17 protein-coding genes and 1 pseudogene are annotated in these 15,833 nt (G+C 72.2%); 17 read left to right on the top strand and 1 reads right to left on the bottom strand.

Annotation, left to right across the window (positions count from 1 at the left end; all coding sequences use genetic code 11):
- Positions 1–74 precede the first annotated feature (74 nt).
- Entirely contained in the window at positions 75–1,904 is a 1,830-nt protein-coding gene (gene ftsH, locus DRB89_RS26405; protein ID WP_239516862.1) for an ATP-dependent zinc metalloprotease FtsH, read from the top strand.
- Between the two features lie 75 nt (positions 1,905–1,979).
- Here the strand turns inward: ftsH and DRB89_RS26400 are convergent, their stop codons facing one another.
- Complete coding sequence (locus tag DRB89_RS26400) at positions 1,980–2,705, bottom strand: methyltransferase type 11 (protein WP_239516346.1); 726 nt, start codon at positions 2,703–2,705, stop codon at positions 1,980–1,982.
- 142 nt (positions 2,706–2,847) lie between these two features.
- Here DRB89_RS26400 and proS point away from each other — a divergent pair, with 142 nt between their 5' ends.
- The 16 genes and pseudogenes from proS (at position 2,848) to dprA (ending at position 15,762) form a co-directional block, all read left to right on the top strand.
- Positions 2,848–4,260: a proline--tRNA ligase gene (gene proS / locus DRB89_RS26395; RefSeq protein ID WP_112450511.1), complete on the top strand. Its 1,413-nt coding sequence runs from the start codon at positions 2,848–2,850 to the stop codon at positions 4,258–4,260.
- Positions 4,261–4,473: 213 nt separating this feature from the next.
- Entirely contained in the window at positions 4,474–5,073 is a 600-nt protein-coding gene (locus tag DRB89_RS26390; RefSeq protein WP_112450510.1) for a hypothetical protein, read from the top strand.
- Positions 5,074–5,243: 170 nt separating this feature from the next.
- Positions 5,244–5,687 carry a 30S ribosomal protein S16 gene (rpsP, locus tag DRB89_RS26385; RefSeq protein WP_112450509.1) on the top strand — a complete coding sequence of 148 codons (444 nt, stop codon included), beginning with the start codon at positions 5,244–5,246 and terminating at the stop codon, positions 5,685–5,687.
- Positions 5,688–5,689: 2 nt separating this feature from the next.
- Positions 5,690–5,929: an RNA-binding protein gene (locus tag DRB89_RS26380; RefSeq protein ID WP_030011889.1), complete on the top strand. Its 240-nt coding sequence runs from the start codon at positions 5,690–5,692 to the stop codon at positions 5,927–5,929.
- An 84-nt stretch (positions 5,930–6,013) separates the two neighbouring features.
- Positions 6,014–6,646: a ribosome maturation factor RimM gene (rimM, locus tag DRB89_RS26375; RefSeq protein ID WP_112450508.1), complete on the top strand. Its 633-nt coding sequence runs from the start codon at positions 6,014–6,016 to the stop codon at positions 6,644–6,646.
- Positions 6,646–7,467, top strand: coding sequence for a tRNA (guanosine(37)-N1)-methyltransferase TrmD (gene trmD, locus DRB89_RS26370; RefSeq protein WP_112450507.1), 822 nt, complete (start codon positions 6,646–6,648; stop codon positions 7,465–7,467). Before rimM ends, trmD begins: the two co-directional genes overlap by 1 nt.
- A 134-nt stretch (positions 7,468–7,601) precedes the next feature.
- A complete protein-coding gene (rplS, locus tag DRB89_RS26365) occupies positions 7,602–7,952 on the top strand; it encodes a 50S ribosomal protein L19 (RefSeq protein ID WP_112450506.1) in 351 nt (116 codons plus the stop codon).
- Positions 7,953–7,996: 44 nt separating this feature from the next.
- Positions 7,997–8,770, top strand: a complete 774-nt coding sequence (gene lepB, locus DRB89_RS26360; protein WP_112450505.1) for a signal peptidase I — start codon at positions 7,997–7,999, stop codon at positions 8,768–8,770.
- Between the two features lie 58 nt (positions 8,771–8,828).
- A pseudogene (lepB, locus tag DRB89_RS26355) lies at positions 8,829–9,794 on the top strand (signal peptidase I).
- Positions 9,763–10,689, top strand: coding sequence for a signal peptidase I (gene lepB, locus DRB89_RS26350; protein ID WP_112450504.1), 927 nt, complete (start codon positions 9,763–9,765; stop codon positions 10,687–10,689). The pseudogene lepB (DRB89_RS26355) and the gene lepB (DRB89_RS26350) overlap by 32 nt, the downstream one beginning before the upstream one ends.
- A 44-nt stretch (positions 10,690–10,733) precedes the next feature.
- A complete protein-coding gene (lepB, locus tag DRB89_RS26345; protein WP_112450503.1) occupies positions 10,734–11,510 on the top strand; it encodes a signal peptidase I in 777 nt (258 codons plus the stop codon).
- Positions 11,500–12,012, top strand: coding sequence for an NUDIX hydrolase (locus DRB89_RS26340; RefSeq protein WP_112450502.1), 513 nt, complete (start codon positions 11,500–11,502; stop codon positions 12,010–12,012). The genes lepB (DRB89_RS26345) and DRB89_RS26340 overlap by 11 nt, the downstream gene beginning before the upstream one ends.
- A gap of 55 nt (positions 12,013–12,067) precedes the next feature.
- On the top strand, positions 12,068–12,376 hold the full coding sequence (locus DRB89_RS26335; RefSeq protein ID WP_005311352.1) for a DUF2469 domain-containing protein: 309 nt from the start codon (positions 12,068–12,070) through the stop codon (positions 12,374–12,376).
- A 136-nt stretch (positions 12,377–12,512) separates the two neighbouring features.
- The gene (locus tag DRB89_RS26330) at positions 12,513–12,884 is read left to right on the top strand and encodes a YraN family protein (RefSeq protein WP_112450501.1); all 372 of its coding nucleotides are present in this window, start codon (positions 12,513–12,515) and stop codon (positions 12,882–12,884) included.
- Positions 12,884–14,506 carry a YifB family Mg chelatase-like AAA ATPase gene (locus DRB89_RS26325; protein ID WP_112450500.1) on the top strand — a complete coding sequence of 541 codons (1,623 nt, stop codon included), beginning with the start codon at positions 12,884–12,886 and terminating at the stop codon, positions 14,504–14,506. The genes DRB89_RS26330 and DRB89_RS26325 overlap by 1 nt, the downstream gene beginning before the upstream one ends.
- Positions 14,503–15,762, top strand: coding sequence for a DNA-processing protein DprA (gene dprA / locus DRB89_RS26320; RefSeq protein ID WP_112450499.1), 1,260 nt, complete (start codon positions 14,503–14,505; stop codon positions 15,760–15,762). Before DRB89_RS26325 ends, dprA begins: the two co-directional genes overlap by 4 nt.
- Positions 15,763–15,833: the final 71 nt, after the last annotated feature.

Genomic DNA, 15,833 nt, shown 5'->3' with positions numbered 1-15,833 from the left:
TACCGCCCCGCGACCGGGCCGACACGCCCTGGCGCTCCGAGGGCGCACCGCCCGCCCCGCCGCCCAAGAAGAAGATGCCGGGGGGCTGGCGCGGCCTGATCCTCACCGCCCTGATCGTCTACCTGGTGACCAACCTGGTCCTGTCCTTCTTCAACGAGGGCGACGAGCCGACCATCTCGTACACCGAGTTCAGCAAGCAGGTCGCCAACGGCAACGTCTCGAAGATCTACTCCAAGGGCGACGCCATCCAGGGGCAGCTGAAGACCGAACAGCCCAAGCCGGACGGCGGAAAGGGCGACTACACGAAATTCGTCTCCCAGCGCCCCGCCTTCGCCGACGACGACCTGTGGGCCGACCTCACCAAGCAGAACGTCGTCGTCACCGCCTCCCCGGTCGTCGAACAGCGCAGCTTCCTCGCCAACCTGCTGATCTCCCTCGCCCCGATGCTGCTCCTGGTCCTCCTGTGGGTGTTCATCGCCCGCCGGATGAGCGCCGGAATGGGCGGGGGCATGGGCGGGCTCGGCCGCAAGGCGCCGCCGAAGCCGGTGGAGCTGGAGGGCGCCAAGCGCACGACCTTCGAGGACGTGGCCGGCATCGACGAGGTCGAGGGCGAGCTCAACGACGTCGTGGACTTCCTCAAGAACCCCGACGAGTACCGCAAGATGGGCGCCCGGATGCCCGGCGGCGTGCTGCTCGCCGGCCCGCCCGGCACCGGCAAGACCCTGCTCGCGCGGGCCGTCGCGGGCGAGGCCGGAGTGCCGTTCTTCTCCGCCTCCGCCTCCGAGTTCATCGAGATGATCGTCGGTGTCGGCGCGTCCCGGGTGCGCGAGCTCTTCTCCGAGGCGCGCAAGGTGGCCCCCGCGATCGTCTTCATCGACGAGATCGACACCATCGGGCGGGCCCGCGGCGGCGGCGGGGCCATGGGCGGCCACGACGAGCGCGAGCAGACCCTCAATCAGATCCTCACCGAGATGGACGGCTTCTCCGGATCCGAGGGCGTGGTCGTCCTCGCCGCCACCAACCGGGCCGACGTCCTGGACCCGGCGCTGACCCGGCCGGGCCGCTTCGACCGCACCGTCGTCGTCTCCCCGCCCGACAAGGCCGGCCGGGAGGCCATCCTGCGCATCCACACCCGGGACATCCCGCTCGCCTCCGGCGTGGACCTGGCCCAGGTGGCCCGTACGACGCCGGGCATGACCGGAGCCGAACTGGCCAACCTGGCCAACGAGGCCGCCCTGCTCGCCGTGAAGCGCCAGCAGAAGGAGGTCACCCAGGCGGACCTGTCCGACGCGCTGGAGAAGGTCCAGCTCGGCGCGGAACGGTCGCTGGTCATGCCGGACGAGGAGCGCCGCCGCACGGCGTACCACGAGAGCGGGCACGCCCTCCTGGGGATGCTCCAGCCGGGCGCCGACCCCGTCCGCAAGATCACCATCGTGCCGCGCGGCCGGGCGCTCGGCGTCACGCTCTCCACCCCGGAATCGGACCGGTACGCGTACACCGAGGAGTACCTGCGCGGCCGCATCATCGGCGCACTGGGCGGCATGGCCGCCGAGCAGGTGGTCTACGAGGTCATCACCACGGGTGCGGAGAACGACCTGGAGCAGGTCACCAACATCGCCCGGGGCATGGTCGGCCGCTGGGGGATGAGCGCGCGCATCGGCCCGCTCACGGCGATCCCCTCGGACGGGCAGGGCCCCTACGGCCTCCTCGCGGCCCCCGCCACCCTCGACGCGGTGGACCACGAGATGCGGCGCATCGTGGACGAGTGCTACGAGAAGGCCCGCCGGCTGCTCCGCGAGAACCGCGACAAGCTGGACGCCCTCGCACAGGCCCTCATGGAGAACGAGACCCTGGACGAACCCGCCGCCTACGCGGCGGCGGGCATCCCGCGCCTGCACAAGTGACCGCGAAGCCGGGCGGGACCGGATCCCCCGGCCCCGCCCGGCCCGGCCCGCACACCTTGCGCGCGGGGGACGCCGTTACGCCGTCCGGGCGATGACGTACCGGAAGATGTTCGGCAGCCACACGGCCCCGTCACCCCGCTCGTACGGGTGAAGCGCCTCGGCCAGCTCCTTCTCCGTCAGGGCCGGGTCGGCCGCTTCGAAGGGCGCGGGGCCCGCCGCTGCGGTGGAGCCGGTGCCCGCACCGGGGTAGAGCCCGGTCGACAGCAACCCCCGTACCGCGCTGTCCACATCCGCGTAGCCGAAGGGGCAGAACACCCGCCCCGACCCGTCCGGCACCAGCCCGGCCGAGGCCACCACCGCGTCCAGGTCCCGCGCCGCCGGTCCGCCGCCCAGGACGGACGGCACCGTGCAGCGTTCCGCGGGGCCCCAGTCGGCCAGCACCACCACCCCGCCGGGCCGGCGCAGCGCCGGCAGGGCGGCCTCCAGGGCGCCCGGAGCGGGCGAGAAGGCCAGCAGCACGTCGTACGGCACCACGGGCGCCGGCGGGGCCGCCAGCACCTCCAGCAGCCGCTCACGCGCCAGTGTCCGCAGCGCCGGATCCGCCTCCACACCCGTGGCCAGGGCTCCCCGCCCCGAGGCCAGCAGGAGGGGCAGCCCGGCCCCGCAGCCGAGGCCCAGCAGCCGGTCGCCCGGCCCCATGTCCAGTCGGTCGTAGACCGCCTCGTACAGCGGTACCAGCATCCGTTCCTGGATTTCCGCCCAGTCCCGGGCGACAAGCGTCGCCGTCGGCGTCGGTGTCATCGAAAGAGCGCTCCTGATTCCGTTTCGCCCCCATGCCCCCGTTGCCAGGGAACTCCCGATTCGACCCCGCGTCCAGAGGAGCGCGCCACCCGATTCGCACCCGATTCACGCTCAGCACGCCGGGCGCCGTACCATTCGCGCCATGGCAAAGGCACCCGTTCTCACCCCCCAGGCGGAGGATTTCCCCCGCTGGTACCAGGATCTGATCAACAAGGCCGAGCTGGCCGACAACGGTCCGGTACGCGGCACCATGGTCATCCGACCGTACGGCTACGGGCTGTGGGAGCGGATGCAGCAGGAGATGGACGCGCGCATCAAGGACGCGGGCGCCCAGAACGCGTACTTCCCGCTGTTCATCCCGCAGTCGTACCTGACCCGGGAAGCGGAGCACGTCGAGGGCTTCGCCCCCGAGCTCGCCATCGTCACGCACGGCGGCGGCAAGGAGCTGGACGAGCCGGTCGTCGTCCGCCCCACCTCCGAGACGATCGTCAACGAGTACTTCTCCAAGTGGGTCCAGAGCTACCGCGACCTGCCCCTGCTGATCAACCAGTGGGCGAACGTGGTCCGCTGGGAAATGCGTCCGCGCATCTTCCTCCGTACGAGCGAGTTCCTCTGGCAGGAGGGCCACACGGCCCACGTCTCCTACGAGGACGCCCGCGACTACGCGGGCCGCATCCACCGCGACGTCTACGGCGACTTCATGACGAACGTGCTCGGCATCGACGTCGTGCTCGGCCGCAAGACCGCCAAGGAGCGCTTCGCCGGCGCCATCAACACCCTCACCCTCGAGGGCATGATGGGCGACGGCAAGGCCCTGCAGCTGGGCACGAGCCACGAGCTCGGCACCAACTTCGCCAAGGCCTTCAACACGCAGTACCTGTCGAAGGAAGGCAAGCAGGAGCTCGTCTGGCAGACCTCGTGGGGCGTCTCCACCCGCATGGTCGGCGGCCTGATCATGTCGCACGGCGACGACAACGGCCTGCGGGTCCCGCCGCGCCTCGCGCACGTCCAGGTCGTCGTCATGGCGATCAAGGGCGACGAGGCCGTGGCCAAGGTCCGCGAGCTGGGCGCCCAGCTCAAGGCCGCGGGCCTGCGCGTCTTCGTCGACGACCGGGTCGACACCCCCTTCGGCCGCCGCGCCGTGGACTGGGAGCTCAAGGGCGTACCGGTCCGCGTCGAGATCGGCCCCCGCGACCTGGAGGCCGGCACCGCGATGCTGGCCCGCCGGATCCCGGGCGGCAAGGAGGCCGTGCAGATCTCCGACCTCGCCGCCCTGCTGCCCAAGGTGCTGGAGGAGGACCAGGCGCAGCTGCTGCGCGAGTCCCGCGAGCGCCGCGAGTCCCGCACGTCCGACGTCGCGACCATCGAGGAGGCCGCCGAGGCCGCCATCGCCGGCGGCTGGGCGCGCATCCCGTGGGCCGACCTCGGCCCCGAGGGCGAGGCGAAGCTCGCCGAGCAGGCCGTCTCCGTACGCTGCCTGATCACCGAGGACGGCGGGGTCCCGGAGGCCGACGACAGCCCCGGCAACCTCGCCATCGTCGCCCGCTCGTACTAGCCGGTCCGGCTGGACCGGTCTCACGCCCCGGCGTGCGGCTCGCGCCGCGCGCCGGGGCTGTGCCGTCGTTGGCCCTCGTTACGTACCGACTCCTCCTGAGATGTGCGCACCCGTCCTCGTCGGGACGCATCAGACAGAACTGACTGGTACGTGCAAAAAATTTGGAATGGCCCGGAATCGGAACACCGGGGCACCCCGGCTCGTTGTCACGACGTGAGCACGACACCACCTGTTCTCGCCGCAGAGCTGGCGCAGGCGTGGGCCGATATTCAGCGGTACCACTCCGAGCTGCCTGACCTTGCCGCGCCCGAGTCCCTGATCGGAGAGTCCTCGTCCGCCTGCGGCGCCGAGCTCTCCTTCGAGCGACTGCTGCACGAGGCAGTCCACGGCATCGCCGCCGCCCGCGGAGTGCGTGACACCTCGCGCGCCGGCCGCTACCACAACCGCAGGTTCCTCGCGATCGCCGAGGAGATGGGCCTGGACCACGCCGACGAGCCGCATGCGAGCAGCGGTTTCTCGCTGGTCTCGCTCAACCCGGAGGCGAAGACGCGCTACCGCCCCACGATGGAGCGCCTCCAGCGAGCGCTGAAGGCCCACACGGTCGCGACGGCGGCCGACACCAAGCGCAGTTTCCGGGGTCCGGCCGCCCGGCACGGATCCTCCGGCGGAGGCGTCCGCGTCAAGGCGGTCTGCGACTGCGGGCGCAACGTGCGGGTGGTCCCGTCCGTGCTGGCCCAGGCCCCGATCGTGTGCGGCGGCTGTATGAAACCGTTCCGCATTCCCGACGTCGCGGTGTCGGCAGCCGCTTCCTGACCGGGGCGGGCGGGGCACCTCGGGCGTGTGGCACAATGGACAGCTGTACTCGACAGTCGCATAGGACCCCTCTCTCCTCCGGCTGACGCGTCCATCGGGCACCCGAGTACCGCAACCCCACGTGGCATCTCATGTGCCCAACCACGTCAAGTTCAGGAGACACCACTCCAGTGGCAGTCAAGATCAAGCTCAAGCGCCTCGGCAAGATTCGCCAGCCGCACTACCGCATCGTCGTCGCCGACGCCCGTACCCGTCGGGACGGTCGCGCGATCGAAGAGATCGGTATCTACCACCCGACGTACAACCCGTCGCGCATCGAGGTCACCGCCGAGCGTGCGCAGTACTGGCTGTCGGTCGGCGCCCAGCCCACCGAGGCTGTGCTCGCCATCCTGAAGCTCACCGGTGACTGGCAGGCGCACAAGGGCCTTCCGGCCCCCGCGCCGCTGCTGCAGCCGGCGACGAAGGAAAACAAGCGTCGCACCTTCGACGAGTTCGCCAAGGCCCTCGAGGGCATCGGCGAGGGCAAGGGCGAAGCCATCACGCAGAAGGCGAAGAAGGCCGACAAGAAGGCGGACGAGGCTGAGGCCGAGACCGCCGAGTCGACCGAGGCCTGAGCATGCTCGAGGAGGCTCTTGAGCACCTCGTGAAGGGCATCGTGGACAACCCCGACGAAGTGCAGGTCGCCTCGCGCAACCTGCGCCGCGGGCAGGTGCTGGAGGTCCGGGTCCACCCCGACGACCTCGGCAAGGTGATCGGCCGCAACGGCCGCACCGCACGTGCTCTGCGTACCGTCGTGGGCGCCATCGGCGGCCGGGGGATCCGCGTCGACCTCGTCGACGTGGACCAGGTCCGCTGAGAAGTAGTTGAGTCACCGGCACGGGCCGGGGAGGGCAATTTTGCCCGCCCCGGCCCGTCGTCGTATGAACAGGAGAGATGTGTAGTGGAGCTGGTAGTCGCGCGGATCGGCCGCGCCCACGGGATCAAGGGTGAGGTCACCGTCGAGGTGCGGACCGACGAGCCGGAGCTGCGGCTCGGACCCGGCGCCGTGCTCCGGACCGAGCCGGCGTCGGCGGGACCGCTGACGGTCGAGACGGGCCGGGTGCACAGCGGAAGGCTGATGGTGCGCTTCGCGGGGGTCAAGGACCGTACCGGCGCCGAGGCGCTGCGCAACATCCTGCTCATCGCGGACGTGGACCCGGCGGAGCTGCCGGCCGAGGACGACGAGTACTACGACCACCAGCTGATGGACCTCGACGTGGTCCTGGAGGACGGCACCGAGATCGGCCGGATCACCGAGATCTCCCACCTGCCCTCGCAGGACCTCTTCATCGTCGAGCGGCCGGACGGCACCGAGGTGATGATCCCCTTCGTCGAGGAGATCGTCGCCGAGATCGACCTCGAGGAGCAGCGCTGCGTCATCACCCCGCCGCCCGGACTGATCGACGACCGCGCCGAGGTCGCGTCCGCGCGCGACGACGAGTCCGCTGAGACGTCTGGGTCCGCTGGGACCACTGAGTCCGCTGTGTCCGCCGGGTCGTCCGAGGGTGCCGAGGCCGCCGGGGACGAAGCCTGATGCGGCTGGACGTCGTCACGATCTTCCCCGAGTACCTGGAGCCGCTCAACGTCTCCCTGGTCGGCAAGGCGAGGGCGCGCGGGCAGCTCGACGTGCACGTCCACGACCTGCGGGACTGGACGTACGACCGGCACAACACGGTGGACGACACCCCGTACGGCGGCGGCCCCGGCATGGTCATGAAGACCGAGCCCTGGGGCGAGGCCCTGGACGCGGCGCTGGCCGACGGCTACGAGGCGGGCGCGCACGGGCCCGTCCTCGTCGTCCCCACCCCCAGCGGCCGGCCGTTCACCCAGGAGCTCGCGGTCGAGCTCTCCGAGCGGCCGTGGCTGATCTTCACCCCGGCTCGGTACGAGGGCATCGACCGCCGGGTCATGGACGAGTACGCCACCCGGATCCCGGTCTACGAGGTCTCCATCGGCGACTACGTCCTGGCCGGCGGCGAGGCGGCCGTCCTGGTCGTCACCGAGGCCGTGGCCCGGCTGCTGCCCGGGGTGCTGGGCAACGCCGAATCGCACCGCGACGACTCCTTCGCGCCCGGCGACATGGCCAACCTGCTCGAGGGGCCCGTCTACACCAAGCCCCCGGAGTGGCGCGGTCGCGGCATTCCGGACGTGCTGGTCAGCGGCCACCACGGCAAGATCGCCCGGTGGCGCCGGGACGAGGCGTTCCGCCGCACGGCGGCCAACCGCCCGGATCTGATCGAGCGCTGCGAGGCCTCCGCCTTCGACAAGAAGGACCGCGAGCTGCTGAGCATCCTGGGCTGGCGCCCGACGGCCGACGGCCGATTTTGGCGTAGGCCGCAGACCGTGGAAGAATAGGCGGCTGCTGTGTGCTCGCGTGCGCCCCTGCCACAGGGGGACAGTCGCCCGCCGAGTCCCGCGGCTCCCGAATTCTCTACGGAAACCCCGCACCGGCGGCCTGTGGCGTCGTGCGAAGAAAGCAGACGAATTACATGTCTCACCTGCTCGATGGCGTCAACGCCGCCACGCTGCGCTCGGACCTCCCGGCGTTCCGCCCCGGTGACACGGTCAACGTTCACGTCCGCGTGATCGAGGGCAACCGCTCCCGTATCCAGCAGTTCAAGGGTGTCGTCATCCGCCGCCAGGGCGCCGGTGTCTCCGAGACCTTCACCGTCCGCAAGGTCTCCTTCAGCGTCGGCGTGGAGCGTACCTTCCCGGTCCACTCCCCGATCTTCGAGAAGATCGAGCTCGTCACCCGCGGTGACGTGCGTCGCGCCAAGCTGTACTTCCTCCGTGAGCTCCGCGGCAAGGCCGCGAAGATCAAGGAGAAGCGCGACCGCTGATCTGCTCTCGGGGCCCCGGGACGGGCCGGATAGGCTCGCCCCCGATGGACACCGAAGCACGTCACACGCAGCGCGGCCACTCTTCCCCCGGCGAGGGGGAGGGGCGGTCGCGTTTCGCGTTTTCCGGCGACGGCGGCGACGGCCATGGCGATGACGGCGGGCCGGCCGCGGGCAGGGCGGGATGGCTGACCTGGCGCCGGGCCGGGCTGCTGGGCGTTGCCTGCACCCTCTTCCTGCTGCTGCTCGGCAATTTCGTGCTCCAGCCCTTCCTGATCCCGAGCCGCTCGATGGAGCCGACGCTCGAGGTCGGCGACCGGCTGCTGGTCAACAAGCTGGCGTACCGTTTCGGCGACCAGCCCGAGCGCGGGGACGTCGTGGTCTTCGACGGCACCGGCTCCTTCGTGCCGCAGGGCCCGGACGGCAACCCGGTCGGCGAGGCCCTGCACGGCGCGGCCTCGGCGCTCGGCCTCGCCGACCCCTCGGACACCGACTTCGTGAAGCGGGTCGTGGGCGTGGGCGGAGACGACGTGGTGTGCGACGGGAGCGGCCGGATCAAGGTCAACGGTGTCGCGCTGGACGAGCCGTACCTCTTCCCTGGAGACTCGGGGTCGAAAGTGCCCTTCCGGGTCGTCGTGCCCCTGGGGACCCTGTGGGTCATGGGTGATCATCGTTCCCAGTCCCGGGATTCCCGGGACCACCTGGGGGAACCGGGCGGGGGGATGGTGCCGGTGGAGAAGGTGATCGGGCGGGCCGACTGGATCGGCTGGCCGGTTTCGCGCTGGGGCGCCGCCGACCCGACGGGCGGCGATCGTGGGTAGCCGGGGGCGCCGGCGGGGCGACTGGGACGAGGCCGCCGCGGACCAGGAGGACGAGCCCGTGTCCGGAGACGGGGCGCAGGAGGCCGGAGGCCGAGCCGATCGGCGCCGGCTGGCGCGCAAGGTCCGGCGCAGACGGCGTACCCGCAGGGTCGGGGAGCTGCCCCTGCTCGTGGTGGTCGCGCTGTGCATCGCGCTGATCCTCAAGACCTTCCTGGTGCAGGCGTTCTTCATCCCCTCGGGCTCCATGGAGCAGACGATCCGGATCGGCGACCGGGTCCTGGTGGACAAGCTGACCCCGTGGTTCGGCTCCAAGGTCGAGCGCGGCGAGGTCGTCGTCTTCAAGGACCCCGGAGGCTGGCTGGGCGCCGAGAGCGTCCGCCCGGCACCGGACCCGGTGGGGATCAAGCAGCTCAAGCAGGGCCTCACCTTCATCGGCCTGCTGCCCTCGGCCGACGAGCAGGACCTGATCAAGCGGGTCATCGGGGTCGGCGGGGACACCGTGAAGTGCTGCGACGCCCGGGGCCGGGTCAGCGTCAACGGATCACCGCTGGACGAGCCGTACGTGAACCCGGGGAACGTGCCTTCGGAGATCCGCTTCGAGGTGCACGTGCCCGCCGGGCGGATCTTCGTCATGGGTGACCACCGGGCGAACTCGGCCGACTCCCGCTACCACCTCGACGAGGCCTTCCAGGGCACGATCGACGAGAAGGACGTGGTCGGCCAAGCCGTCGTGATCGCATGGCCGTTCGGGCACTGGCAGCGGCTGGAACAGCCCGCCACCTTCCGGATGGTGCCCGACCAGGCGCGCGCCGGTCGCCGTGCGCCCCGTCGGCGCCGTCGGGCCGCGTCGTTCGCATAGTGTGTCCTGGGTCTCCCGCGCCTTCGGGAACTCCCGCTCGTTAGGGGAGGGGAGGGCCCGTGCCCGATTCGGCGCGGGCGGATTTGCCGGTTTCCGAGTTCTGAGTTCCGACTGAGGAGTGGATGTGGGGGATGTGGCGGTAGGCGCACGGTCCGGACGCGATGAAGGTGATGAGCGGCCGGACGACGCCGTCGAGCGCGATGCCGTCGAGCGCGATGCGAAGGACGGCGACGCGACGGACGACGGCGCGGTCAAGCGCCCGCACCGCTCGTTCTGGAAGGAGCTGCCGCTCCTGGTCGGCATCGCCCTGATCCTCGCCCTGCTGATCAAGACCTTCCTGGTGCAGGCGTTCTCGATCCCCTCCGACTCGATGCAGAACACCCTGCAGCGGGGCGACCGGGTGCTCGTGGACAAGCTGACGCCGTGGTTCGGCTCCGAGCCCGAGCGCGGGGAGGTCGTGGTCTTCCACGACCCCGCGAACTGGCTGAGCGGGGAGGCCACCCCGGAGCCCAACATCGCGCAGAAGGTCCTCAGCTTCATCGGCCTGATGCCGTCGGCCGAGGAGAAGGACCTGATCAAGCGCACGATCGCGATCGGCGGTGACACGGTCGAGTGCAAGAAGGGGGGACCGGTCGTCGTCAACGGCAAGGAGCTCGACGAGCCGTACATCTTCCCCGGCAACACTCCCTGCGACGACGTGCCCTTCGGCCCGCTGACCGTGCCCAAGGACAAGATCTGGGTGATGGGCGACCACCGGCAGAACTCGCAGGACTCCCGCTGGCACCAGCAGGACGAGACCCACGGCTTCGTGCCCGTCAGCGATGTCGTCGGGCGGGCCGTGGTCGTCGCGTGGCCGGTCACCCGCTGGTCCACGCTGCCGATCCCGGACACCTTCGACCAGCCGGGCATCGGCACGCAGTCCGCGGCCACCGCGCTCGGCCTCGGTGCCTCCGGACTGGCTCCGGTCGGGCTCGGCCCGGCCGCCCTCGGATTCGCCGGAGCGGTCCCGCTCGTGCTGTGGCGCAGGCGGAAGCTGACTGCCGGGCGTACCGGCAGGTAGGGTGCCGCCCAGGTCGACGATCTCCGAAGTGTGGGGGCGCTCCAATGGGCGGAACACGAGCAATACGAGCAGGTGACGGCCATGGCCGCGGCGGTTTCGGCAACATGTTGTCGGGAATCGCCGTGGCCATCGGCTTTGTGCTGTTCCTGGGCGGGTTCGTGTGGGGAGCCGTCGTGTACCAGCCGTACACGGTGCCGACCGACTCGATGGTGCCGACGGTGAAGCCCGGGGACCGGGTCCTGGCACAGCGGATCGACGGCGGCGAGGTGCGCCGCGGCGACGTGGTCGTCTTCAAGGACGACATGTGGAGCGATTCGCCGATGGTCAAGCGGGTCGTGGGCATCGGCGGCGACACCGTCAAGTGCTGCGGCGACGGCGGGCGGCTCACCGTGAACGGCAAGGAGCTGGACGAGCCGTACATCGAGGAGGAGAAGCTCGACGTACCGGACGCGCCCGGCGGCTCCGCCTCGCGCACGCCCTTCGAGGTGACGGTGCCCGAGGGCAACCTCTTCCTGCTGGGCGACCGGCGCGGTGCCTCGCTCGACTCCCGGGCCCACCTGCAGGAGGCCGGGCAGGGGACGGTGGCGCGGTCGGCGGTGAAGGCCCGGGTCGACGCCCTCGCGTGGCCCTCCATGTCGATGCTGGAGCGGCCGCGGACCTACGCCTCCCTGCCCGGCGGGACCTCCGAGGCAGGCCCGCTGCGACTCCAGGTGGCGGCGGTGGCGGCCGGCGTCGCCCTGGTGCTGCTCGGAGCCGCGTACGGGCCGGTCGTACGGGTTCTCGGGCGCGGGCGCAGGAGGGCGCGGGCCGGTGTCCGCTGACCTGCGGGACGGGGCCGGCGGCGGTCCGCGCAAGGTGTCGCGGGTGATCCTGCTGGACCCCGCGGACCGGATCCTGCTGCTGCACGGCTTCGAGCCCTCGGACCCGGCGGACGACTGGTGGTTCACGCCCGGCGGCGGTCTGGAGGGGGCCGAGACCCGGGAGCAGGCCGCGCTGCGCGAACTCGCCGAGGAGACCGGGATCACCGCGGTGGAGCTGGGGCCGGTGCTGTGGCACCGCTCCTGCTCGTTCCCCTTCGACGGGCGCCGCTGGGAACAGGACGAGTGGTACTTCCTGGCACGTACCACCCAGACCGCGACCGACATGGGCGGGCTCACCGAGCTGGAGCGGCGCAGCGTCTGCGGAGCGAGGTGGTGGACCTCCGAGGAACTTCTCGCGGCCCATGAGACGGTGTACCCGACCAGACTCGCAGAGCTGCTCCGCACGCTGCTCGACGACGGTCCTCCGGGTGCGCCCGTGAACCTGGCCCCGGAAATCGTTTAGGGGCGCACGGGCCTGGCGCACAATAGGGGGACGCACGGCTGAAGGGGAACATGCCATGAGTGCCGAGGACCTCGAGAAGTACGAGACCGAGATGGAGCTGAAGCTCTATCGCGAGTACCGCGACGTCGTCGGGCTGTTCAAGTATGTGATCGAGACAGAGCGCCGTTTCTACCTCACCAACGACTACGAGATGCAGGTGCACTCGGTCCAGGGGGAGGTCTTTTTCGAGGTCTCGATGGCCGACGCCTGGGTCTGGGACATGTACCGGCCCGCCCGCTTCGTCAAGCAGGTGCGGGTGCTGACCTTCAAGGACGTGAACATCGAGGAGCTCAACAAGAGCGATCTCGAGCTTCCGGGCAGCTGAGGCGGTCCTTCGCCGTGCCGCACCGCTGACGGTTCACCCGCAGGGGTGAGCGGGTTTTCCACAACGCCTTCGTTGTCCACCAAGATCCACAAGGTGGGCGGGGTTGCGGGACCGTCGGCGCTGGAGGTGGTGCCGGATGAACGCGAAGGGCGTGGCACAGCAGGCATTGGGGCGGTACGGCGAGGAACTCGCGGCGCGGCGGCTCGCCGAGGCCGGGATGACGGTGATCGCGCGGAACTGGCGGTGCCGCAGCGGGGAGATCGACATCGTCGCCCGCGACGGCGACGCCCTCGTCGTGTGCGAGGTCAAGACCCGGCGGGCGGGGGAGTTCGAGCACCCCATGGCAGCCCTGCGGCCGGGCAAGGCCGAGCGGCTGCGCCGGCTCGCCGGGCGGTGGCTCGCCGACCACGGCGGACCGCCTCCGGGCGGCGTGCGCATCGACCTCGTCGGGGTCCTGCTGCCGCGGCGCGGTGCGCCCGTGGTGGAGCACGTCAGGGGGGCCGCCTGATGGGCTTCGCGCGTGCCTGCTCGGTCGCCCTGCTCGGCGTCGACGGCGTGGTGGTGGAGGTGCAGGCCGACCTCGAACCGGGGATCGCGACCTTCGCCCTGGTGGGGCTGCCCGACAAGACCCTGATCGAGAGCCGCGACCGGGTCCGGGCGGCCGTGGTCAACTCCGGGGCGACCTGGCCCCAGAAGAAGCTCACCGTCGGCCTCAGCCCGGCCTCCGTGCCGAAGTCGGGCGCCGGCTTCGACCTGGCCGTGGCCGCCGCGGTCCTGGGCGCCGCCGAGGTGGTCGATCCCGCGGTGATCGCCGATCTCGTCCTCATCGGGGAGCTCGGCCTGGACGGCAGGGTCCGCCCCGTCCGGGGGATCCTGCCCGCCGTGCTCGCCGCCGCCGAGGCCGGATACCGGCAGGTCGTGGTCCCGCAGCAGTGCGCGGCCGAGGCCATGCTCGTTCCCGACGTCTCGGTGCTCGGCGTGCGCAGCCTGCGGCAGCTGATCGCGGTGCTGACCGGCGGGGAGGTGCCCGAGGCGGACCCGCCGGATCCGCCCGGGAGGCCCGATCCGATGCTGGCCGGGCTGGTCGTGCCGGGCGCCGGACTCGGCACGGGCGTGGCCCGCGAGGGGGACGGGCGGGACTTCCCCGACCTGGCCGACGTCGCCGGACAGCACGCCGCGCGCCGAGCGCTGGAAGTGGCCGCCGCCGGGGGCCACCACCTCTTCCTGAGCGGACCGCCGGGCGCGGGCAAGACCATGCTGGCCGAGCGGATGCCCTGGATCCTGCCCCCGCTCACCCGACAGGACTCCCTGGAGGTCACGGCCGTCCACTCGGTCGCGGGAATCCTGCCGCCGGGAGAACCGCTCGTCGCCAGGCCGCCGTACTGCGCCCCGCACCACTCGGCGACCATGCAGTCCCTCGTCGGGGGCGGCGCCGGTGTGCCCAGGCCCGGGGCGGTTTCCCTGGCCCACAAGGGGATCCTCTTCCTCGACGAGGCCGCGGAGTTCAGCACGAAGGCCCTGGACGCCCTGAGACAGCCCCTTGAGTCCGGGCACGTGGTCATCGCACGGGCCGCCGGCGTGGTACGCCTGCCGGCCAGGTTCCTGATGGTGCTCGCGGCCAACCCCTGCCCGTGCGGCCGGCACACCCTGCAGGGGGCGGGCTGCGAATGCCCGGCCTCGGTGATCCGGCGCTACCAGGCCCGGCTGTCGGGGCCGCTGCTCGACCGGGTGGACCTGCGGGTGGAGGTCGAGCCGGTCACCCGCTCCGATCTGCTGGGGCGCGGCGGCCGCGGCGAAGCCACGGCGGTGGTGGCCGACCGGGTGCGCGAAGCCCGCGACCGGGCGGTGGCGCGACTGGCCGGCACGCCGTGGCGGCTCAACTCCGAGGTGCCCGGGCACGAGCTGCGGACCCGCTGGCAGGCGGGCCCCGGGGCGCTGGCCCTGGCGGAGCGGGACCTGGAGCGCGGGCTGCTCACCGCGCGGGGGCTGGACCGGGTGCTTCGGGTCGCCTGGACGGTGGCGGACCTGCGGGGCCGCGACCGCCCCGACGCGCTGGACGTGGCCGTCGCCCTCGAGCTGCGCACCGGCATCGCCCGGGGCGCGGCGGCGGCCGTCGGACCCGGATCATGACCGGGCCCGGGCCGGCCGGGCCGGAGCCGCCGGCCGGGCCGGACGGTGCGCACCGGCCGGGCGCGAGGGCGGCCGCGGCGCAGGACGGGGAGCCGTGCGACGAGGTGCTCGCGCGGGCCGCGCTGACCCGGGTGCTGGAGCCCGGGGAGGCGCTCGGCGGGCGCTGGCTGCGCGCGTACGGGGCCGTCGGGCTGATCCGCCTGCTGACCGCGCCCGAGCCGCCGCCCGGCCTGCCGGGCGGGGCCGGCGCCGAGCGGCTGGCCGGCTACCGCAGACGGGCCGCCCTCGCCGACCCCCGGCGGGACCTGGCGGCCGCCGCCGAGACGGGCGGCCGGTTCGTCTGCCCCGGATCGGCGGAGTGGCCGACCCAGCTGGACGGCCTCGGTGACGCCCGGCCCCTCGGGCTGTGGGTGCGCGGCCGGGCGAGCCTGCGGACCTGGGCCCTGCGCTCGGTGGCCGTGGTCGGGGCCCGCGCCTGCACCCCGTACGGGGCGCACATGGCACAGTCCCTCGCCGCCGGGCTCGCCGAGCACGGCTGGGTGGTCGTCTCGGGCGGCGCCTACGGCATCGACGGCGCCGCCCACCGCGGGGCCCTCGGCGCCGGCGGGGCCACGGCCGCCGTGCTGGCCTGCGGCGTGGACGTCCCGTATCCCCGCGGGCACGCCGGACTGTTCGGCCGGATCGCCGCCCAAGGGCTGCTGCTCGGGGAGCTGCCGCCCGGCAGCCACCCCACGCCGAGCCGGTTCGTCCTGCGCAACCGCGTCATCGCCGCACTGACCCGGGGCACGGTCGTGGTGGAGGCCGCCCACCGCAGCGGCTCCCTCGTCACCGCCCGGCGGGCCCAGGCGCTCGGGAGGTGCACCATGGGCGTCCCCGGCCCGGCCACGAGCGGGCTGTCGGCCGGCGTGCACGAGCTGCTGCGCGGCGAGGCCACCTTGGTCACGGACGCGATGGAGGTCATCGAGCTGGTCGGAGCCATGGGCGAGCTGGCCCCCGAGCGGCGCGGTCCGGTGCTCGCCCGGGACCTCCTGGACCCCGCAGCCGTCCGGGTGCTCGAAGCGCTTCCGGCCGGGCGGCTCGCCGATCCGGCGGAGGTCGCCCTCGCCGCGGGCACCGGCACCGATGAAGTCATCGGCAGACTGTACGAACTTCACTCTCTGGGGTTCGTCGAACGGCAGGGCGACGGCTGGCAGTTGATCCCGCGAGCGCCTGCGGGAGGCATACAAACCGGCGTTGCCCGGCGAGGCGGTCGTTGACCTGGGGAGTTCCGGTGAAAGAGTGAAGCCGATGAGAGACGCGGTCCTCCCGGCGGCAGTCGCCGGGACCG

The organism is Streptomyces sp. ICC4 (assembly GCF_003287915.1).
GTDB classification, from domain to species: Bacteria; Actinomycetota; Actinomycetes; order Streptomycetales; family Streptomycetaceae; genus Streptomyces; species Streptomyces tritrimontium.
This window is presented reverse-complemented; position numbering and strand designations above follow the sequence as displayed.

Bases quoted from the DNA above. Each gene is read 5' to 3' on its own strand.
- DRB89_RS26330 (WP_112450501.1), top strand. From the start codon at position 12,513: ATGAACGCGAAGGGCGTGGCACAGCAGGCATTGGGGCGGTACGGCGAG.
- dprA (WP_112450499.1), top strand. From the start codon at position 14,503: ATGACCGGGCCCGGGCCGGCCGGGCCGGAGCCGCCGGCCGGGCCGGAC.
- DRB89_RS26325 (WP_112450500.1), top strand. From the start codon at position 12,884: ATGGGCTTCGCGCGTGCCTGCTCGGTCGCCCTGCTCGGCGTCGACGGC.
- lepB (WP_112450505.1), top strand. From the start codon at position 7,997: ATGGACACCGAAGCACGTCACACGCAGCGCGGCCACTCTTCCCCCGGC.
- ftsH (WP_239516862.1), top strand. From the start codon at position 75: ATGCCGGGGGGCTGGCGCGGCCTGATCCTCACCGCCCTGATCGTCTAC.
- DRB89_RS26335 (WP_005311352.1), top strand. From the start codon at position 12,068: ATGAGTGCCGAGGACCTCGAGAAGTACGAGACCGAGATGGAGCTGAAG.
- DRB89_RS26380 (WP_030011889.1), top strand. From the start codon at position 5,690: ATGCTCGAGGAGGCTCTTGAGCACCTCGTGAAGGGCATCGTGGACAAC.
- lepB (WP_112450503.1), top strand. From the start codon at position 10,734: ATGGGCGGAACACGAGCAATACGAGCAGGTGACGGCCATGGCCGCGGC.
- trmD (WP_112450507.1), top strand. From the start codon at position 6,646: ATGCGGCTGGACGTCGTCACGATCTTCCCCGAGTACCTGGAGCCGCTC.
- DRB89_RS26400 (WP_239516346.1), bottom strand. From the start codon at position 2,705: ATGACACCGACGCCGACGGCGACGCTTGTCGCCCGGGACTGGGCGGAA.
- proS (WP_112450511.1), top strand. From the start codon at position 2,848: ATGGCAAAGGCACCCGTTCTCACCCCCCAGGCGGAGGATTTCCCCCGC.
- rplS (WP_112450506.1), top strand. From the start codon at position 7,602: ATGTCTCACCTGCTCGATGGCGTCAACGCCGCCACGCTGCGCTCGGAC.